Source organism: Citrobacter sp. CK195 (assembly GCF_030333365.1).
Classification (GTDB): Bacteria; Pseudomonadota; Gammaproteobacteria; order Enterobacterales; family Enterobacteriaceae; genus Citrobacter_B; species Citrobacter_B koseri.
Map to the genome: position 1 here is coordinate 645,045 of NZ_JAOWGB010000024.1, position 20,099 is coordinate 665,143.

The following is a 20,099-nucleotide window of genomic DNA, read 5'->3' on the forward strand; positions in this document are numbered from 1 at the left end:
GTGATTGATAAATCCGCCTTTATTCATCCAACTGCCATTGTGGAAGACGGCGCCTGTATTGGCGCTAATGTTCATATTGGTCCTTTTTGTATTGTTGGACCCCATGTCGAAATTGGTGAGGGTACCGTACTGAAGTCTCACGTTGTCGTGAATGGCCATACAAAAATTGGTCGCGATAACGAGATTTATCAGTTCGCCTCCATCGGTGAAGTAAACCAGGATCTGAAATATGCTGGCGAACCGACCCGTGTGGAAATTGGCGATCGTAACCGCATTCGCGAAAGCGTCACCATTCATCGTGGCACAGTGCAGGGTGGTGGGTTGACGAAGGTGGGCAGCGATAACTTACTGATGATCAATGCCCATGTGGCGCACGATTGTACAGTAGGCAACCGCTGTATTCTGGCCAATAACGCTACGCTTGCGGGCCACGTTTCGCTGGATGATTTTGTCATCATCGGCGGCATGACCGCAGTGCACCAGTTCTGCACCATTGGCGCGCATGTGATGGTTGGCGGCTGTTCTGGCGTTGCCCAGGACGTTCCGCCGTACGTTATTGCTCAGGGCAATCACGCGACGCCGTTTGGCGTCAACATCGAAGGGCTGAAGCGTCGCGGTTTCACCCGCGAAGCGATCACCGCGATCCGCAACGCTTACAAAGCGTTGTACCGCAGCGGCAAAACGCTGGATGAAGCTAAACCGGAAATTGCCGAACTGGCGAAGCAGTACCCGGAAGTGCAACTCTTTAGCGATTTCTTTGCCCGCTCAACGCGCGGTCTGATTCGTTAATGGCGGAACAGCGTCCCTTAACGATAGCCCTGGTCGCCGGAGAAACCTCCGGCGATATTCTTGGTGCAGGCTTAATTCGCGCGCTGAAGACGCGTGTGCCCAACGCGCGTTTCGTCGGCGTGGCGGGGCCGCGTATGCAGGCTGAGGGCTGCGAAGCCTGGTATGAGATGGAGGAGCTGGCGGTAATGGGCATTGTTGAAGTGCTTGGTCGCCTGCGTCGCTTATTGCATATTCGTGCCGATTTGACCCGCCGCTTTACCGAGCTTCAGCCGGATGTTTTTGTCGGCATTGATGCGCCGGACTTCAATATCACCCTTGAAGGCAACCTGAAAAAGCAGGGCATAAAAACCATCCATTATGTCAGTCCGTCCGTCTGGGCGTGGCGACAGAAACGCGTTTTCAAAATAGGCAGATCCACCAATATGGTGCTGGCTTTTCTGCCTTTCGAAAAAGCGTTTTACGACAAGTTTAACGTGCCATGCCGTTTTATCGGGCATACGATGGCGGACGCTATGCCGCTGGACCCGGATAAAAACGCCGCGCGTGATGTGCTGGGAATCTCGCATGATGCACACTGCCTGGCGCTACTGCCCGGTAGCCGTGGCGCGGAAGTGGAGATGCTCAGCGCGGATTTCCTGAGAACCGCGCAGCTGCTGCGTCAGACCTATCCTGACCTTGAAGTTGTCGTACCGCTGGTGAACGCCAAACGCCGCGAGCAGTTTGAGCGCATTAAAGCTGAGGTTGCGCCGGAGCTTTCCGTGCATCTGCTCGACGGAATGGGACGTGAAGCGATGGTGGCCAGCGACGCCGCATTGCTGGCGTCTGGTACGGCGGCGCTGGAGTGTATGCTGGCGAAATGCCCGATGGTGGTGGGGTATCGGATGAAACCCTTTACCTTCTGGCTGGCGAAGCGCCTGGTAAAGACCGATTATGTTTCGCTGCCTAATCTGCTGGCGGGAAGAGAATTAGTCAAAGAGCTGTTGCAGGAAGAGTGTGAGCCGCATGCGCTTGCAGAGGCCTTGCTGCCGCTGCTGGCGAATGGCAAAACCAGCCATGCGATGCATGACACCTTCCGCGAGTTGCACCAGCAAATCCGTTGCAATGCCGATGAGCAAGCGGCGGACGCTGTCCTGGAGTTAGCACAATGATCGAATTTGTTTATCCGCATACGCAGTTGGTCGCGGGTGTGGATGAAGTTGGACGCGGCCCGCTGGTCGGCGCGGTGGTGACGGCCGCTGTGATCCTCGATCCGGCTCGCCCAATCGTGGGTCTCAATGATTCCAAGAAGCTCTCAGAAAAGCGCCGTCTGGCGCTGTATGATGAAATCAAAGAAAAAGCGTTAAGCTGGAGTCTGGGACGCGCGGAACCTCATGAAATTGATGAGCTAAATATTTTGCACGCCACGATGCTGGCGATGCAGCGCGCCGTTGCCGGTTTGCATATTGCGCCGGAATATGTGCTGATTGACGGCAACCGCTGTCCGGCACTGCCCGTGCCCTCTATGGCGGTGGTGAAAGGCGACAGCCGTGTGGCCGAGATCAGCGCGGCATCTATTATTGCGAAAGTGACGCGCGATGCCGAAATGGCGGCGCTGGACGGTATTTTCCCACAGTATGGTTTTGCCCAGCACAAAGGGTATCCGACCGCTTTTCATCTGGCGGCGCTTGCTGAACATGGTGCGACGGAGCATCATCGACGTAGTTTTGCTCCTGTCAAACGCGCCCTGGGACTTGCGTCCTGATTCTTGTGTCGAGATTAAGTAAACGGGAATCTGAAGATGTCTGAACCACGTTTCGTCCACCTGCGGGTGCACAGCGACTACTCCATGATCGATGGGCTGGCGAAAACCGGGCCGCTGGTAAAAAAGGCGGCCGCGTTAGGCATGCCTGCGCTGGCGATCACCGACTTTACCAACCTTTGCGGTCTGGTGAAGTTCTACGGAACGGGCCACGGCGCAGGGATTAAGCCCATTGTCGGCGCTGATTTCCATGTTCGCGGCACCCCGCTGGGAGATGAACTCTGCCAGTTGACCGTGCTGGCGGCAAATAATACGGGCTATCAGAATCTTACTCTGTTGATCTCAAAAGCCTATCAGCGTGGCTACGGCGCAGAAGGGCCGGTGATCGACAGGGAATGGCTGACTGAATTAAAAGACGGTCTGATTTTGCTTTCCGGTGGCCGGATGGGCGATGTGGGCCGCAGTTTGTTGCGCGGCAACAGTGCGCTGGTGGACGAATGCGTCGCCTTCTATGAAGAACATTTCTCCGACCGCTACTATCTGGAGCTGATCCGCACGGGTCGGCAGGATGAGGAAACGTATCTGCATGCGGCGGTTGAGCTGGCGGAAACGCGTGGCTTGCCGGTTGTCGCAACGAATGATGTCCGCTTTATTAACAGCGAGGACTTTGACGCGCACGAAATCCGCGTGGCTATTCACGATGGTTTTACGCTCGACGATCCTAAACGCCCGCGTAACTATTCGCCACAGCAATATATGCGTAGCGAAGACGAGATGTGCGAGCTGTTCTCCGACATCCCGGAAGCGCTGGAAAACAGCGTTGAGATTGCCAAACGCTGTAACGTGACCGTCCGTCTGGGAGAATACTTCCTGCCGCAGTTTCCGACGGGTGATATGACCACCGAAGACTTCCTGGTCAAGAAATCGAAAGAGGGTCTGGAAGAACGTCTCGAATTCTTGTTCCCTGACGAAGCGGTGCGTAAAGAGAAGCGTCCCCCCTATGACGAACGTCTGGACATTGAACTTCAGGTTATTAACCAGATGGGGTTCCCAGGCTACTTCCTCATCGTGATGGAGTTTATCCAGTGGTCGAAAGATAACGGCGTACCGGTAGGGCCGGGGCGCGGTTCCGGTGCGGGGTCGCTGGTGGCCTATGCGCTGAAAATTACCGACCTTGATCCGCTGGAATTCGACCTGCTGTTCGAACGTTTCCTTAACCCGGAACGTGTCTCCATGCCTGACTTCGACGTTGACTTCTGTATGGAGAAACGCGACCAGGTTATCGAACACGTAGCGGATATGTACGGCCGCGATGCGGTATCTCAGATTATTACCTTCGGTACGATGGCGGCGAAAGCGGTTATCCGCGATGTGGGGCGCGTGCTGGGGCACCCATATGGTTTCGTGGATCGTATCTCGAAACTGGTGCCGCCTGACCCGGGCATGACGCTGGCGAAAGCGTTTGAGGCGGAACCGCAACTGCCGGAAATTTACGAGGCGGATGAGGAAGTTAAAGCGCTGATCGATATGGCGCGCAAGCTGGAAGGCGTCACGCGTAACGCCGGTAAGCACGCCGGTGGCGTGGTTATCGCGCCGACCAAAATCACCGATTTTGCGCCGCTGTACTGTGATGAGGCCGGTCAGCACCCGGTAACGCAGTTTGATAAAAACGACGTGGAATACGCCGGGCTGGTCAAATTCGACTTCCTGGGGCTGCGCACGCTCACCATCATTAACTGGGCGCTGGAGATGATCAACGCCCGCCGCGAGAAGAATGGCGAACCGCCGTTGGATATCGCGGCAATCCCGCTGGATGACAAGAAAAGCTTCGACATGCTGCAACGCTCGGAAACCACGGCGGTCTTCCAGCTTGAATCCCGTGGCATGAAAGATCTGATTAAGCGTCTGCAACCTGACTGCTTCGAAGATATGATCGCGCTGGTGGCGTTGTTCCGCCCCGGCCCGTTGCAGTCGGGCATGGTGGATAACTTCATCGACCGTAAGCATGGCCGTGAAGAGATTTCCTATCCAGACGTGCAATGGCAGCATGAAAGCCTGAAACCCGTACTGGAGCCGACCTACGGCATCATCCTGTACCAGGAACAGGTTATGCAGATTGCCCAGGTGCTTTCCGGTTATACCCTTGGCGGCGCGGACATGCTGCGTCGTGCGATGGGTAAGAAAAAGCCGGAAGAGATGGCGAAACAGCGTTCCGTCTTTGAAGAGGGCGCCAGAAAGAACGGCATCGACGGCGAACTGGCGATAAAAATCTTCGACCTGGTGGAAAAGTTCGCCGGGTACGGGTTTAACAAATCGCACTCCGCCGCCTATGCGCTGGTGTCTTACCAGACGCTATGGCTGAAAGCGCACTACCCGGCAGAGTTTATGGCGGCGGTAATGACCGCCGATATGGACAACACCGAAAAAGTGGTCGGTCTGGTGGATGAATGCTGGCGCATGGGGCTTAAAATCCTGCCGCCGGATATCAACTCAGGACTGTATCACTTCCACGTTAACGACGACGGCGAAATTGTTTACGGCATCGGTGCGATCAAAGGCGTGGGTGAAGGCCCGATTGAAGCTATCATCGAGGCGCGCAATAAAGACGGTTACTTCCGCGAACTGTTTGATTTATGCGCTCGTACGGACACGAAAAAGCTCAACCGCCGGGTACTGGAAAAACTGATTATGTCCGGGGCGTTTGACCGCCTTGGGCCGCACCGCGCCGCGCTGATGAACTCGCTGGGCGACGCGCTGAAAGCCGCCGATCAGCATGCCAAAGCGGAAGCGATCGGGCAGGCGGATATGTTTGGCGTACTGGCGGAAGAGCCGGAACAAATTGAACAATCCTATGCCAGCTGCCAGCCGTGGCCGGAACAGGTGGTGCTGGACGGGGAACGTGAAACGTTGGGGCTTTACCTGACGGGGCACCCTATCAATCAGTATTTAAAAGAAATTGAGCGCTATGTCGGAGGCTACCGGCTGAAAGACATGCATCCGACAGAACGTGGTAAAGTCACCACGGCTGCGGGGCTCGTGATTGCTGCAAGGGTTATGGTCACCAAGCGCGGCAATCGTATCGGCATCTGTACGCTGGATGACCGCTCTGGACGTCTGGAAGTTATGCTGTTTACCGACGCTCTGGATAAATATCAGCAATTGCTGGAAAAAGACCGCATACTTATCGTCAGCGGACAGGTCAGCTTTGATGACTTCAGCGGCGGGCTTAAAATGATGGCCCGTGAAGTCATGGATATTGACGAAGCCCGGGAAAAATATGCTCGCGGGCTTGCTATCTCGCTGACGGACAGGCAAATTGATGACCAGCTTTTAAACCGACTCCGTCAGTCTCTGGAACCCCACCGCTCGGGGACAATTCCAGTACATCTCTACTATCAGAGGGCGGATGCACGCGCGCGGTTGCGTTTTGGCGCGACGTGGCGTGTCTCTCCGAGCGATCGTTTGCTAAACGATCTCCGTGGCCTCATTGGTTCGGAGCAGGTGGAACTGGAGTTTGACTAATACAGGAATACTATGAGTCTGAATTTCCTTGATTTTGAACAGCCGATTGCAGAGCTGGAAGCGAAAATCGATTCTCTGACAGCGGTAAGCCGCCAGGACGAGAAACTGGATATTAATATCGATGAAGAAGTGCATCGTCTGCGTGAAAAAAGCGTAGAACTGACGCGCAAAATCTTTGCCGATCTTGGCGCATGGCAGGTTGCTCAACTGGCGCGCCATCCGCAACGTCCATACACCCTGGATTATGTTCGCCTGGCGTTTGATGAATTTGACGAACTGGCGGGCGATCGCGCCTATGCGGATGATAAAGCTATCGTCGGCGGTATCGCGCGTCTGGATGGTCGTCCAGTGATGATTATTGGTCATCAGAAAGGCCGTGAAACGAAAGAGAAAATCCGTCGTAACTTCGGCATGCCGGCACCTGAAGGGTATCGCAAAGCGCTGCGTCTGATGGAAATGGCTGAGCGTTTCAACATGCCGATCATTACCTTTATCGACACCCCTGGCGCTTACCCTGGCGTGGGCGCGGAAGAACGCGGTCAGTCTGAAGCGATCGCACGTAACCTGCGTGAAATGTCACGCCTGAGCGTACCGGTGATTTGTACCGTTATCGGCGAAGGGGGTTCCGGCGGCGCGCTGGCGATTGGCGTGGGCGATAAAGTGAATATGTTGCAGTACAGCACCTATTCCGTTATCTCCCCGGAAGGCTGTGCGTCCATTCTGTGGAAAAGCGCGGACAAAGCGCCGCTGGCTGCCGAAGCGATGGGTATTATTGCGCCGCGCCTGAAGGAGCTGAAGCTGATTGATTCTATCATTCAGGAACCGCTGGGTGGCGCGCACCGTAACCCGGAAGCGATGGCGGCTTCTCTGAAAGCGCAACTGCTGGCCGATCTCGCCGATCTCGACGTGTTGAGCAAAGACGATTTGAAAAACCGTCGTTATCAGCGCCTGATGAGCTACGGCTACGCGTAAACATCATCAATGCCTGATGGCGCTTGCGCTTATCGGACATGGAGTAAAAAGGGTCACATTTTGTGGCCCTTTTTTTTACCTGCGGTTTGACCAGGCTATGATTAGCTAAGGTTTTTCCAGGAGGAACGCATGAATATCATTGCCATCATGGGGCCGCATGGCGTTTTTTATAAAGACGAACCCATCAAGGAACTTGAGCTTGCCCTACAGTCGCAGGGGTTTCAGATTATCTGGCCGCAAAATAGCGTCGACCTGCTGAAATTCATTGAACACAATCCGCGAATCTGTGGCGTCATTTTTGACTGGGATGAGTACAGCCTCGATTTGTGTAGCGATATCAACCAGCTAAATGAATACCTGCCGTTGTATGCGTTTATCAATACGCATTCGACGATGGATGTCAGCGTGCATGATATGCGTATGGCTCTGTGGTTTTTTGAATACGCGCTCGGCCAGTCAGAAGATATTGCGACGCGCATCCGCCAGTATACGAATGAATACCTTGATAATATCACGCCGCCGTTCACCCGGGCGCTGTTTACCTATGTGAAGGAAGGGAAGTATACCTTCTGTACGCCGGGACATATGGCGGGAACCGCTTACCAGAAAAGCCCGATTGGCTGTCTGTTTTATGACTTCTTCGGAGGGAATACGCTAAAAGCGGATGTGTCTATTTCCGTGACCGAACTGGGGTCGCTGCTGGACCATACCGGGCCGCACCTGGAGGCGGAAGAGTATATTGCCCGCACCTTCGGCGCCGAGCAGAGTTATATGGTGACCAACGGCACCTCTACATCGAACAAAATTGTCGGCATGTACGCGGCGCCGTCGGGCAGCACGCTGCTGATTGACCGTAACTGCCATAAATCTCTCGCGCACCTGTTGATGATGAGCGATGTGGTGCCCCTCTGGCTGAAACCCACGCGCAACGCACTCGGTATTCTGGGGGGCATTCCTAAGCGTGAATTTACGCGTGAGAGTATTGAACATAAGGTTTCGGAGACGGCGCAGGCGCAGTGGCCGGTACATGCGGTTATCACCAACTCGACCTATGACGGCCTGCTGTACAACACGAACTGGATTAAACAAACGCTGGATGTCCCTTCGATCCATTTCGACTCGGCCTGGGTGCCCTATACCCATTTTCACCCGATTTATCAGGGGAAAAGCGGGATGAGCGGCGAGCGGGTGCCGGGAAAAGTCATCTTCGAAACGCAGTCGACGCATAAAATGCTGGCGGCGCTGTCTCAGGCATCGCTTATTCACATTAAAGGGGATTACGATGAAGATACCTTTAATGAAGCGTTTATGATGCACACCTCAACATCGCCAAGCTACCCCATCGTGGCGTCGATTGAGACGGCTGCGGCAATGCTGCGCGGCAATCCGGGTAAACGATTGATCAATCGCTCCGTGGAGCGGGCGCTTCATTTTCGCAAAGAGGTACAGCGGCTGCGCGAAGAGTCGGAAGGCTGGTTCTTTGATATCTGGCAACCGGAAGAGGTGGATGAAGCGGAATGCTGGCCCGTTGCGCCCGGCGAGGAGTGGCACGGTTTTACCGATGCGGATGCCGACCATATGTTTCTCGATCCGGTGAAAGTCACCATTTTGACGCCCGGTATGGATGAGCAGGGCAACATGAGCGAGGAGGGGATTCCCGCCGCGCTGGTGGCGAAGTTCCTTGATGAGCGCGGCGTAGTGGTAGAAAAAACCGGGCCTTATAACCTGCTGTTCCTGTTCAGTATTGGTATTGATAAAACCCGGGCGATGGGGTTGCTGCGCGGCCTGACGGAGTTTAAACGCGCTTACGATCTTAATCTGCGCATTAAAAATATGCTGCCGGATCTGTACGCCGAAGATCCAGATTTTTATCGTAATATGCGGATTCAGGATCTGGCGCAGGGTATCCATAAACTGATCCGCCAGCACGATCTTTCCGGGTTGATGTTACGGGCGTTCGACACATTGCCCGAAATGAAAATGACGCCGCATCAGGCCTGGCAGAGGCAGATAAAAGGCGAAGTGGAGACCATCGCGATTGATCAACTGGTGGGGCGTATTTCCGCCAGTATGGTGCTGCCGTATCCGCCTGGCGTGCCGTTGCTGATGCCGGGGGAGATGATCACCGAAGCGAGCCGTGCGGTACTCGATTTTCTGCTGATGCTGTGTTCCATCGGCCACCATTACCCTGGCTTTGAGACCGATATTCATGGCGCAAAACAGGATGAGGATGGCGTTTACCGAGTGAGAGTCTTAAAAACGGCATGATGGCTTGCCTGAGCGACTGCAAGGCGGGTAACGTGCTGATAACACATTAAGGAGACGCTATGCTGGGATTAAAACAGGTTCACCATATTGCGATTATCGCGACGGATTATGCGGTGAGCAAAACGTTTTATTGTGACGTACTGGGCTTCACGCTGTTGAGTGAAGCGTACCGGGAAGAACGTGATTCCTGGAAAGGCGACCTGGCGTTAAACGGGCAATATGTGATTGAGCTTTTTTCTTTTCCCTTCCCGCCTGTGCGACCGAGCCGACCGGAGGCCTGCGGTCTGCGGCATCTGGCGTTCAGCGTGGAAGACGTAGACAAAGCGGTAGCGCATCTGGAGGCGAACAACGTTAAATGCGAGTCGGTTCGCGTTGACCCGTTTACGAATAAACGTTTTACCTTTTTCAACGATCCAGACGGACTGCCGCTCGAACTGTATGAGCAGTAAAACTTGTCATCACGGTTTCTGCCCGGTAACGTGCCGGGCAGTGCCACAGTTAAGCAATGATCATGACAACACTCACCCTGAACGCCTCACTCCTGCCATACCGCCAGATTCTGGTGGCCTTTAGCGGCGGGCTGGATTCTACCGTACTGCTGCATCAACTGGTGCAATGGCGAGAACAGCAGCCTGATGTCACGCTGCGCGCCATCCATATTCATCATGGGTTAAGCTCTCATGCCGATAGCTGGGTGACGCATTGCGAGGCTGTGTGCCAGCAGTGGCAGGTGCCGCTGGTTGTCCGACGAGTGCAGCTTCAGGATGAGGGGTTGGGGATTGAGGCTCAGGCGCGCCAGGCGCGATACGCGGCCTTTGCGCAGGCGCTGCATCCCGGTGAAGTCCTGGTCACGGCCCAGCATCTTGACGATCAATGTGAAACGTTTTTGCTGGCGTTGAAGCGCGGCAGCGGCCCGGCGGGATTGTCCGCTATGGGGGAACGCTCGTCGTTTGCCGGAACGCAGCTGATCCGCCCGCTACTTGGGGAAACCCGTGCGGCGCTGGAGCAGTGGGCAAAACGCTATGCGCTGCGCTGGATTGAGGATGAAAGCAATCAGGATGATGCCTACGATCGTAATTTCCTGCGCCTTAGGGTGCTGCCGCTGCTGCAACAACGCTGGCCACATTTTGCTGAAGCGACTGCCCGTAGCGCCGCGCTTTGCGCAGAACAGGAGCGCCTGCTGGATGAGCTTCTGGCAGAGGATTTAGCGGGCTGTATCACCGCTGATGGAGCATTGCAGTTAGCGCCGTTAATGGCGATGAGCGGCCCGCGACGTGCTGCGCTATTGCGCCGCTGGCTGGCCGCGAAGCATGCGCCGATGCCTTCCCGCGACGGGCTGGAACGTATCTGGCAGGAGGTGGCGCTGGCGCGTGAGGACGCCGCTCCCTGTTTGCGCTTTGGCGAGTACGACATTCGCCGTTATCAGTCACAGCTATGGTGGATAAAATCCGTTACCGGCCAAAGCGCGACGGTGATCCCGTGGTCATCGTGGCAAACACCGTTATCGCTGCCCGTTGGACTTGGGACGGTGCGGCTCGTTCCAGGAGGCGACCTGCGCATGCCGCGTGCCGACGAGCCAGTTAGCATACGCTTTAAGGCATCTGGGTTACTGCATATTATCGGGCGCAATGGCGGGCGTAAGCTAAAGAAAATCTGGCAGGAGCTGGGCGTACCGCCCTGGCGGCGGGATACCACGCCGCTGCTGTTTTATGGCGAGACGTTGATTGCTGCCGCAGGTATTTTTGTTACCTGTGATGGTCTGGCGGAGGAGGGAGCGGGCGTCAGGCTGGAATGGAAGGAAGAGACGTCGTCATCGCGTAATGCCTGATGGCGCTGCGCTTATCAGGCCTACGTATCGCATGGAAAGTAGGCCGGATAAGGTGCTTGCACCGCCATCCGGCAACAAAAGAATCAGGATTCGCTGACGATTACAGTACCGATTTGTGGATGACTGAAGCTGGTAATTTTGTCCAGACGCAGCTCGCGTGTTTCACCGGCGACATCCGCGATCAGATATTCCACGTTTTTGCGCGACACCAGATCGTTGGCTTTCGCCTGTAAAACTTCTCCATCCTTAAGTTCCAGCGTCAGTAACAGATGATGCTGGCAGGCGAGCTCAAGATTATCGTAATCATCGCAGTTGATGGGTTGATACGTTTCATTCATTGACATAATCGCTCACCAGTAAGTTCGCGGCAGCATATGCCGCCTTTTCCCTGACCGACTCTGAAAGGGCATCGTCTGCTGCCACTTCATTAAGCACTTTCAATACACAACCCAGCGCATCCGGGACATACCCTAAGTCTCCGCTGGCGATTTCCGCATACCGCTTGCGTATTAACTCACAATATTTTTCCACATGCCCTCCTGTCAGCACTCTGACTTAACCGTGGATGCAAGTCTAAGCCTACGAAGATAAACTCTGTTTAGCAAGGTGACTATAACATACCCATCCAGGCAATATCAGCAGGTTGACGGCGCAGGTATACGACATCCGTTAACAGCCTTTTGACGCAGATTTCGCTACAATGTGTCCCTGATTCGAAAGGAGTTCTCTCATGGCGCTTAAAGCGACGATTTATAAAGCCGTAGTCAATGTGGCGGATCTTGACCGCAACCAGTTTCTTGACGCGGCATTGACGCTGGCTCGTCACCCTTCTGAAACGCAGGAGCGCATGATGTTGCGCCTGCTGGCCTGGATTAAATATGCCGATGAGCGCCTACAGTTCACGCGTGGTCTGAGCGCAGAAGATGAGCCTGAAGCATGGCTGCATAACGACCATCTGGGGATTGATTTATGGGTTGAGCTGGGGCTGCCGGATGAGCGCCGCATTAAGAAAGCCTGTACTCAGGCTGCGGAGGTTGCGCTGTTTGCCTATAATAGTCGTGCCGCGCAAATCTGGTGGCAGCAGAACCAGAGTAAATGCGCGCAGTACGCTAACCTGTCCGTGTGGTATCTGGATGATGAGCAACTGGCGAAACTGAGTGATTTTGCCGGCCGAACCATGACGTTGCAGGCAACGATTCAGGATGGCGCCATCTGGCTGTCGGATTCTCAGAATAATCTGGAAATTCATCTGGCTGCATGGCAACAGCCTTCATGATTGTCATCTCCCGAAATGTCTCGATTCCCGACAATGAGCTGGAAATCACAGCCATTCGTGCGCAGGGATCGGGTGGACAGCACGTTAATAAGACCTCAACGGCTATCCATTTGCGCTTTGACATTCGGGCCTCTGGCCTGCCAGAGTATTATAAGGAACGTTTGTTGGCTGCCAGCCATCATCTTATTAGCAGCGATGGCGTCATTATTATCAAGGCGCAGGAGTATCGCAGCCAGGAGCTCAACCGGGAGGCGGCTATCGCCCGGCTGGTGGCAGTCATCAAAGAATTAACCGCAGTGCAAAAAAGCCGACGGGCAACCCGCCCTACGCGCGCGTCGAAAGAACGCAGGTTGTCATCGAAGGCACAAAAATCCACAGTGAAGGCGCTTCGCGGTAGAGTTCGTCGTCCTCAGGAGTGACGAGCGGGGATAACATTTCATAAGGAATTTATGGTGAAAACAGCGATATTGTCAGTAGCGGCAGCATGTACGCTCTTTGCCTTGATCGGATGTAATAATCGTACTGAAGTGGAGGCGTTACAGCCGACGCAGACGGCAGAATTAAAACCGATGCAGCAAAGCTGGCGTGGCGTATTGCCTTGCGCAGACTGTGAAGGGATCGAAACCTCTTTGTTCCTGGAAAAAGATGGAACATGGGTGATGAATGAACGTTATCAGGGCGTTCGTGAAGAACCCTCTTCGTTTGCCTCGTATGGCACCTGGGCGCGTACAGCCGATAAACTGGTATTGACCGACAGCAAAGGCGAGAAGTCTTACTATCGTGCGAAAGGCGACGCTCTGGAAATGCTTGATCGTGAAGGTAATCCGATTGAGTCGCAGTTTAATTACACGCTTGAGTCGGTGTCTGCCAGTTTGCCCGTAACGCCAATGCCGGTGCGCGGCATGTATTTCTATATGGCGGATGCGGCGACCTTTACCGATTGCGCTACCGGGAAACGCATGCCGGTGGCGAACAATGCTCAGCTGGAACGTGATTATCTGGCGGCACGAGGCGCTGCGGAAAAACCGGTATTATTAACGGTGGAAGGTCACTTTACGCAGGAAGCCAACCCGGATACGGGCGCGCAGGTAAAAACGCTGGTGGCCGATAAAGAGATTAAATTCGTTCCTGGACAGGATTGTTCCAGCAAGTAATTGCGGTATCGACCCCGTCTGGACATTAAAAAACCCCGCATTAGCGGGGTTTTTTGTGTTTAGCCTTTGATGGCTTTCACCAGGAAATCGACGATCTCGCCAGTTTTAATCAACTGCTTCTCGCCGTTACGACGGTATTTGTATTCAATATCGTCGTTGTCCAGGTTACGGTCGCCCAGCACGATAGTGTGCGGGATGCCGATCAGTTCCATATCCGCGAACATGACGCCCGGACGCTCTTTACGGTCATCCATCAGCACTTCGATGCCTTGTGCGCGCAGTTCACCGTACAGTTTTTCCGCCAGTTCCTGCACCCGGAAGGACTTGTGCATATTCATCGGCAGAATGGCAACCTGGAATGGCGCGATGGCGTCAGGCCATACAATACCGCGTTCGTCGTAGTTCTGCTCAATCGCCGCCGCCACCACGCGCGTTACCCCGATACCGTAGCAACCCATCGTCAGGATCTGGTTACGACCATCTTCACCCTGTACGGAGGCTTTCAGCGCTTCGGAATACTTGGTGCCCAACTGGAAGATATGACCTACTTCGATGCCGCGTTTAATCAGCAGCGTGCCCTGGCCGTCCGGGCTTGGATCGCCTGCCACGACGTTACGGATATCGGCGACTTCTGGCGTCGCGACATCGCGATCCCAGTTGATGCCGAAGTAGTGCTTACCGTCGATGTTGGCGCCTGCCGCGAAATCGCTCATTACTGCAACGGTACGGTCGATCACCACCGGAACCGGCATATTTACCGGGCCGAGAGAACCCGGGCCGGCTTTCACCAGCGCACGAATCTCTTCTTCTGTGGCGAAGGTCAGCGGGCTGGCAACCTGCGGCAGTTTTTCCGCTTTCACTTCGTTCAGTTCGTGATCGCCACGTACCAGCAGAGCAACCAGCGGGTAGCTGCTTCCTTCAACCGCTTTCACCAGCAGCGTTTTGACGGTTTTCTCAATCGGCAGATTGAACTGCTCAACCAGCTCCGCGATGGTTTTCGCGTTTGGCGTATCAACCAGCGTCATCTCCTGGCTGGCAGCCGCGCGCGGCGCTTTCGGCGCAACGGCTTCGGCGAACTCAATGTTAGCCGCGTAGTCAGAAGAATCAGAGAAGATCACATCATCTTCACCGCTTTGCGCCAGTACCTGGAACTCGTGGGATGCGTTACCGCCGATAGACCCCGTGTCTGCCTGTACCGCGCGGAAATCCAGGCCCATACGGCTGAAGATTTTGCTGTAAGCGGCATACATCGCGTCGTAAGTTTCCTGTAGCGATTCCTGAGAGGTATGGAAAGAGTAGGCGTCTTTCATCAGGAACTCGCGGGAACGCATTACGCCGAAACGCGGACGTACTTCGTCACGGAATTTGGTCTGGATCTGGAAGAAGTTCAGCGGCAGCTGTTTGTAAGAGCTGAGTTCGTTACGAATCAGGTCGGTGATAACTTCTTCGTGAGTCGGGCCGAGTACGAACGGACGCTCGCCACGGTCAACAAAACGCAGCAGTTCCGGGCCGTACTGTTCCCAACGACCACTCTCTTGCCACAGGTCAGCAGGCTGAACCACTGGCATTGACACCTCGATGGCACCGGCGTTATTCATCTCTTCACGCACGATGTTTTCGACTTTTTTCAGGACGCGCAGGCCAGTCGGCAGCCAGGTATATAACCCGGAGGCGAGCTTGCGGATCATCCCGGCGCGCAGCATCAGCTGATGGCTGATAACCTCGGCGTCGGCAGGTGTCTCCTTCAGAGTGGAGAGCAGATATTGGCTAGTACGCATGTTGTTACGGTTCCAGTTGGACGATCGAACAGGCTCAACGCGAGCCTGACACAAAAAAAGTGATTTAGTTTACCAGCGAGAAAGGGATGTCAAAAGAGAAGGGCGTGAAATTAGCGGGGTTCCAGCGCAAAGACTTCAAAACCCTCTTCGGTGACGCGCCAGCGCACGTTGAAATCGTGCAGCCAGACGGCGTACGTTTTACCGGTCTCTTCACCTTTACGATAGGCAGGACGCGGATCTTGCGCCAGCACTTCGCCGATAAATGTTTTCAGTTGCGGGTAACGTTGTTCAAGCCGTGAAAGCTGTTGGTCAATGTCGGCCGTGAAGCTGACGTGCATCTCTGCCACAGGCGCCTGTTGCGCGTAGCTGGCCGTTGCGCCCGGTAATGACTCGGCAAACGGCAGGTAGGGTTTGATATCAATAACCGGCGTACCATCAACCAGATCCAGGCTGCCCAGCTTCAGGATGACTTTCTCTTTCTGACAGACAATCTCTTTCAACTCAACCAGCGACATGCCGACAGGGTTAGGGCGAAAGGTGGAGCGGGTCGCGAAGACGCCCATCCGGGCATTGCCGCCGAGACGGGGAGGGCGAACCGTCGGGCGCCATCCGCCAGCCATCGTCTGATGAAAGACGAAGATCACCCACAAATGGCTGAACGCTTCCAGACCGCGAACGGCATCGGCCTGATTATAGGGCGCAACAAGATGCAGTTCGCCGTCGGCGCTTTTTACCAGACCAGGCTGGCGCGGGACGGCGAACTTTTCTTTATAGGGGGAGCGAATAACGCCTATTTGCTCGAACTGAAAACTGCTCATTTAGCCGAGATGTTAAGGGCGGAACCGATGCAAACAGCCTGACGGTAGCAGCCTGGCGTTCCACTGGTGACTTCGCAGCTGTGCAGCAGTACAGCATTCGCCTTCATTTTAGAGGCGTTAATCTGCATGCGTTTACGTGCCGTCGGGATGCTCGGCGGGGAATCCTGATTAGATGCCTGGCAGGAGTCACCGCTGACTTCGCCAAGATCGCGGAACGGTTTACCCACTAACTCTTCGGCGTTGGTGTAAATTCGGACCGGTGCGGCACGCGGCGCTTTCGGTTTTTCCGACTCCGCTTTTGGCGGGGTTGCGGTGCTTTGAACGGGTTCAACAGGGGATCTGCTTAGCATGGAACAACCGCCCAGCATGAGTGCCAATAAACAGATCGGTAAAGCACGCATAATATTTCCTCAATGAATGATCTAATCGTCAGATATTGAATCAGGAGCTTGCATAAATGACAAGACGGGCAAGCGCCCGTCCTGAATGATATTACAGATTGTGGAAACCGCCTAAAAATTACCAGCCTTTAACAGCACCGCCGTTGAAGACTTTATTCGCGGCTTCGTAGACTTCGTCAGACTGATAAGCCTGAACGAATTTCTTCACGTTCTCTGCGTCTTTATTGTCTTCACGCGTTACGATCAGGTTAACGTACGGGGAATCTTTATCTTCCACGAAGATACCGTCTTTTGCCGGCGTCAGGTCAATCTGGCTGGCGTAAGTGGTGTTAATCACGGCCAGGGCAATTTGCGCATCGTCCAGAGAGCGCGGCAGTTGCGGTGCTTCCAGCTCAACAATTTTCAGGTTCTTCGGGTTTTCGGTCACGTCCAGAACGGTCGGCAGCAGGCCAACGCCATCTTTCAGTTTGATTAATCCTACTTTCTGCAACAGCAGCAGTGAACGACCAAGGTTAGTCGGATCGTTTGGTACGGCTACCTGAGAACCATCCTGTAGCTCATCAAGTGATTTGATTTTTTTGGAATAACCGGCAATCGGATAAACAAAGGTATTGCCAACGGCAACCAGCTTATAACCGCGATCTTTGATCTGCTGATCCAGGTACGGCTTGTGCTGGAAAGCGTTCGCGTCGATATCGCCTTTGCTTAACGCTTCGTTCGGTAATACGTAGTCGTTGAACGTCACCAGCTCAACATCCAGACCGTATTTTTCTTTCGCTACTTTTTGCGCGACTTCCGCAACCTGCTGTTCAGCGCCGACAATCACGCCCACTTTGATGTGGTTCGGATCTTTTTCATCCTGGCCGCAACCCACAAGTGCCAGAGAACCAATCAGGGCTCCCACTGCCGCAAAGGTTTTAAATTTGAACGCCATGCTTATTTCCTTAATGAGTCATTTGTGTTGTGTTTAATGTTACTTGTGCGTCACTGCCCGAACGATGCGATCGCCGGATAACTGAATTAAATAAACCAGAACGACCAGTAATACCAGCACCGTATTCATCACGGTAGCATTGTAGCCAATGTAACCATACTGATAGCCAATCTGACCGAGTCCGCCAGCGCCAACGGCGCCGCCCATAGCAGAGTAGCCCACCAGAGTGATCAGGGTAATGGTTGCGGCATTGACCAGACCCGGTAATGCTTCCGGCAGCAGCACCTTACGCACGATTTGCAGCGGCGTGGCCCCCATCGCACGTGAGGCTTCGATCAATCCGGTTGGGATTTCCAGCAATGCGTTTTCCACCATGCGGGCGATAAACGGCGCGGCGCCGACGGTTAACGGCACAATCGCCGCCTGCAAACCGATGGAGGTGCCGACAATCACACGGGTAAACGGAATCATCCATACCAGTAAGATAATGAACGGGATTGAACGGAAGATATTGACGACCGCAGAGAGTGTGCGGTAGAGCTTCGCGTTTTCAATAATTTGCCCTGGACGCGTAACGTACAGCAGTACGCCAACCGGCAGACCAATAACAAAACCAAAAAAGCCGGATACAAAAGTCATCGCCAGCGTTTCCCAGACGCCGCGCGCCAGTAACCACATCATCGCCTCAGACATAACCCAGTACCTCTACTTTCACATGGTGTTCCTGCAACCAGGCAATTGCGGCTTGCGTCTCTTCTTGCGTGCCGTGCATTTCCGTCAGCATGATGCCGAACTTCACGCCGCCTGCGTAATCCATCTGCGCGCTAATAATGTTATTGTTCACATTGAAGCGGCGGGCCGTCTCAGACAGCAGCGGGGCGTCTACGGATTGTCCGGTAAATTCCATACGCAGCATGGGGACGCTGTCCGCATACGGCTCCGCTTTTAAACGTTCCAGATAATCTTCCGGGATATCCAGATGCAATGTGGACTGGATAAACTTCTGCGCCAGCGGCGTCTTTGGATGGGAGAACACTTCGCTGACCGTATCCTGCTCAATCAGTTCTCCGTTACTGATAACTGCGACACAATCGCAAATGCGCTTAACCACATCCATCTCATGAGTAATAAGAAGAATGGTCAGGCCAAGGCGACGGTTAATATCTTTCAGCAGTTCCAGAATCGAACGGGTCGTTGCCGGATCGAGTGCGCTGGTGGCCTCGTCGCACAGCAGGACTTTGGGATTGCTGGCTAATGCGCGAGCAATCGCCACACGCTGTTTCTGACCGCCGGAAAGGTTGGCCGGGTAGCTGTCGTGCTTATCGCCGAGCCCTACCAGATCCAACAGCTCTGTGACGCGGCGTTTAATCTCGTCTTTCGGCGTATTGTCCAGTTCCAGCGGCAACGCCACGTTGCCAAAAACGGTACGTGAAGATAACAGGTTAAAATGCTGGAAAATCATGCCAATCTGGCGACGGGCTTTCGTCAACTCAGATTCAGAAAGGGTGGTCAGCTCCTGGCCGCCAACCAATACGCTCCCTTCCGTGGGACGTTCCAGCAGATTCACACAGCGAATGAGTGTGCTTTTACCGGCGCCGGAGGCGCCAATAACGCCATAAATTTGTCCGGCAGGGACATGCAGGCTGACGTTGTTCAGCGCCTGAATGGTGCGAGTCCCCTGTTGGAACACTTTGGTGATATTCGAAAGTTTAATCATTGATTATTTATTATCGTAATTAAGTTAGCCGTGGCATTTTCTTCTGCCTGATACGGTCGAAGCCGTCAACAAAATGGATGTTAAGGCATCCAGACGTCTAAATCAATCAGGCTTTCGATGATGAGCACTTTCTTGCTCGCTGAAACATGCGATACTAACGGCACATGCCTTATTCAGGAGCTATAAAAGGTGGCAAAGTCCGTACCCGCAATTTTCCTCGACCGTGATGGCACTATTAATGTGGATCATGGTTACGTACATGAAATCGATGAGTTCGAGTTTATTGAAGGCGTCATTGACGCGATGCGTGAACTGAAAAAGATGGGCTTTGCGCTTGTCGTTGTTACCAATCAGTCTGGTATTGCGCGCGGTAAATTTACGGAAGCGCAGTTCGAGACGCTGACCGAATGGATGGATTGGTCGCTGGCGGACCGCGATGTCGATCTGGATGGCATCTATTATTGTCCGCATCATCCGCAGGGCAGCGTAGAAGAGTTCCGTCAGGCGTGTGATTGTCGTAAACCGCATCCGGGGATGCTTATCTCTGCGCGTGATTTTCTGCACATTGATATGGCCGCGTCTTATATGGTGGGTGACAAAATAGAAGATATGCAGGCGGCGGCAGCTGTAAATGTTGGTACGAAAGTATTGGTACGCACCGGTAAGCCCGTTACGCCCGAAGCAGAAAATGCGGCAGATTGGGTGTTAAATAGCCTTGCTGACCTGCCATCGGCGATAAGAAAGCAGCAAAAATAAGCGTTATGATTAAAAGATGAGCGGTTGAGATAAAAATGCATTTTTCCGCTTGTCTTCCTGAGACGACCCCCTATAATGCGCCTCCATCGACACGGCGGATGTGAATCACTTCACACAAACAGCCGGTTGATTAAAGAGAAAAATCCTG

General features: G+C 54.0%; 20 protein-coding genes. 12 read left to right on the plus strand and 8 right to left on the minus strand.

Annotated features, from left to right (window positions below):
• The 8 genes from lpxA to tilS all read left to right on the plus strand — a co-directional run bounded on the left by lpxA (position 1) and on the right by tilS (position 11,117).
• A complete protein-coding gene (lpxA, locus tag OGX93_RS14115; protein ID WP_024130684.1) occupies positions 1-789 on the plus strand; it encodes an acyl-ACP--UDP-N-acetylglucosamine O-acyltransferase in 789 nt (262 codons plus the stop codon).
• A complete protein-coding gene (gene lpxB / locus OGX93_RS14120; RefSeq protein WP_286449852.1) occupies positions 789-1,937 on the plus strand; it encodes a lipid-A-disaccharide synthase in 1,149 nt (382 codons plus the stop codon). The genes lpxA and lpxB overlap by 1 nt, the downstream gene beginning before the upstream one ends.
• Complete coding sequence (gene rnhB / locus OGX93_RS14125; protein ID WP_012133974.1) at positions 1,934-2,530, plus strand: ribonuclease HII; 597 nt, start codon at positions 1,934-1,936, stop codon at positions 2,528-2,530. The genes lpxB and rnhB overlap by 4 nt, the downstream gene beginning before the upstream one ends.
• A 36-nt stretch (positions 2,531-2,566) precedes the next feature.
• Positions 2,567-6,049, plus strand: a complete 3,483-nt coding sequence (gene dnaE / locus OGX93_RS14130; protein WP_024130683.1) for a DNA polymerase III subunit alpha — start codon at positions 2,567-2,569, stop codon at positions 6,047-6,049.
• A 12-nt stretch (positions 6,050-6,061) separates the two neighbouring features.
• On the plus strand, positions 6,062-7,021 hold the full coding sequence (gene accA / locus OGX93_RS14135) for an acetyl-CoA carboxylase carboxyl transferase subunit alpha (RefSeq protein WP_012133972.1): 960 nt from the start codon (positions 6,062-6,064) through the stop codon (positions 7,019-7,021).
• 129 nt (positions 7,022-7,150) lie between these two features.
• Complete coding sequence (ldcC, locus tag OGX93_RS14140; protein WP_104869059.1) at positions 7,151-9,289, plus strand: lysine decarboxylase LdcC; 2,139 nt, start codon at positions 7,151-7,153, stop codon at positions 9,287-9,289.
• Positions 9,290-9,348: 59 nt separating this feature from the next.
• Positions 9,349-9,738 (plus strand): VOC family protein, encoded by a 390-nt coding sequence (locus OGX93_RS14145; protein ID WP_286449851.1) that lies wholly within the window; start codon positions 9,349-9,351, stop codon positions 9,736-9,738.
• A 62-nt stretch (positions 9,739-9,800) separates the two neighbouring features.
• Positions 9,801-11,117, plus strand: a complete 1,317-nt coding sequence (gene tilS / locus OGX93_RS14150; RefSeq protein ID WP_058668595.1) for a tRNA lysidine(34) synthetase TilS — start codon at positions 9,801-9,803, stop codon at positions 11,115-11,117.
• Positions 11,118-11,200: 83 nt separating this feature from the next.
• Here the strand turns inward: tilS and rof are convergent, their stop codons facing one another.
• Both rof and OGX93_RS14160 read right to left on the minus strand, forming a co-directional pair.
• Positions 11,201-11,461: a Rho-binding antiterminator gene (gene rof / locus OGX93_RS14155; RefSeq protein ID WP_024130681.1), complete on the minus strand. Its 261-nt coding sequence runs from the start codon at positions 11,459-11,461 to the stop codon at positions 11,201-11,203.
• Positions 11,448-11,648 carry a YaeP family protein gene (locus OGX93_RS14160; protein WP_012133967.1) on the minus strand — a complete coding sequence of 67 codons (201 nt, stop codon included), beginning with the start codon at positions 11,646-11,648 and terminating at the stop codon, positions 11,448-11,450. Before OGX93_RS14160 ends, rof begins: the two co-directional genes overlap by 14 nt.
• 199 nt (positions 11,649-11,847) lie before the next feature.
• Here OGX93_RS14160 and OGX93_RS14165 point away from each other — a divergent pair, with 199 nt between their 5' ends.
• From OGX93_RS14165 to nlpE, 3 genes are read left to right on the plus strand one after another with little or no spacing between them, the layout of a single operon-like run.
• Positions 11,848-12,393: a YaeQ family protein gene (locus tag OGX93_RS14165; protein WP_286449850.1), complete on the plus strand. Its 546-nt coding sequence runs from the start codon at positions 11,848-11,850 to the stop codon at positions 12,391-12,393.
• Positions 12,390-12,812, plus strand: a complete 423-nt coding sequence (gene arfB, locus OGX93_RS14170; protein ID WP_286449948.1) for an alternative ribosome rescue aminoacyl-tRNA hydrolase ArfB — start codon at positions 12,390-12,392, stop codon at positions 12,810-12,812. Before OGX93_RS14165 ends, arfB begins: the two co-directional genes overlap by 4 nt.
• A 30-nt stretch (positions 12,813-12,842) precedes the next feature.
• Positions 12,843-13,547: an envelope stress response activation lipoprotein NlpE gene (gene nlpE, locus OGX93_RS14175; RefSeq protein ID WP_012133964.1), complete on the plus strand. Its 705-nt coding sequence runs from the start codon at positions 12,843-12,845 to the stop codon at positions 13,545-13,547.
• A 59-nt stretch (positions 13,548-13,606) separates the two neighbouring features.
• Here the strand turns inward: nlpE and proS are convergent, their stop codons facing one another.
• The 6 genes from proS to metN all read right to left on the minus strand — a co-directional run bounded on the left by proS (position 13,607) and on the right by metN (position 19,195).
• Positions 13,607-15,325: a proline--tRNA ligase gene (proS, locus tag OGX93_RS14180; RefSeq protein ID WP_012133963.1), complete on the minus strand. Its 1,719-nt coding sequence runs from the start codon at positions 15,323-15,325 to the stop codon at positions 13,607-13,609.
• Positions 15,326-15,435: 110 nt separating this feature from the next.
• The gene (gene tsaA / locus OGX93_RS14185; RefSeq protein WP_024130680.1) at positions 15,436-16,143 is read right to left on the minus strand and encodes a tRNA (N6-threonylcarbamoyladenosine(37)-N6)-methyltransferase TrmO; all 708 of its coding nucleotides are present in this window, start codon (positions 16,141-16,143) and stop codon (positions 15,436-15,438) included.
• Positions 16,140-16,544, minus strand: coding sequence for an envelope stress sensor lipoprotein RcsF (gene rcsF, locus OGX93_RS14190; RefSeq protein ID WP_012133960.1), 405 nt, complete (start codon positions 16,542-16,544; stop codon positions 16,140-16,142). Before rcsF ends, tsaA begins: the two co-directional genes overlap by 4 nt.
• Before the next feature lie 118 nt (positions 16,545-16,662).
• Positions 16,663-17,478 carry a methionine ABC transporter substrate-binding lipoprotein MetQ gene (gene metQ, locus OGX93_RS14195; protein WP_012133959.1) on the minus strand — a complete coding sequence of 272 codons (816 nt, stop codon included), beginning with the start codon at positions 17,476-17,478 and terminating at the stop codon, positions 16,663-16,665.
• A 39-nt stretch (positions 17,479-17,517) separates the two neighbouring features.
• Positions 17,518-18,171 carry a methionine ABC transporter permease MetI gene (locus tag OGX93_RS14200; protein WP_012133958.1) on the minus strand — a complete coding sequence of 218 codons (654 nt, stop codon included), beginning with the start codon at positions 18,169-18,171 and terminating at the stop codon, positions 17,518-17,520.
• Positions 18,164-19,195 carry a methionine ABC transporter ATP-binding protein MetN gene (metN, locus tag OGX93_RS14205; protein ID WP_049008092.1) on the minus strand — a complete coding sequence of 344 codons (1,032 nt, stop codon included), beginning with the start codon at positions 19,193-19,195 and terminating at the stop codon, positions 18,164-18,166. The genes OGX93_RS14200 and metN overlap by 8 nt, the downstream gene beginning before the upstream one ends.
• 189 nt (positions 19,196-19,384) lie before the next feature.
• Between metN and gmhB the strand changes: the two genes are divergently transcribed.
• Positions 19,385-19,951, plus strand: coding sequence for a D-glycero-beta-D-manno-heptose 1,7-bisphosphate 7-phosphatase (gmhB, locus tag OGX93_RS14210; protein ID WP_286449849.1), 567 nt, complete (start codon positions 19,385-19,387; stop codon positions 19,949-19,951).
• The last annotated feature ends 148 nt before the right edge of the window (positions 19,952-20,099 follow it).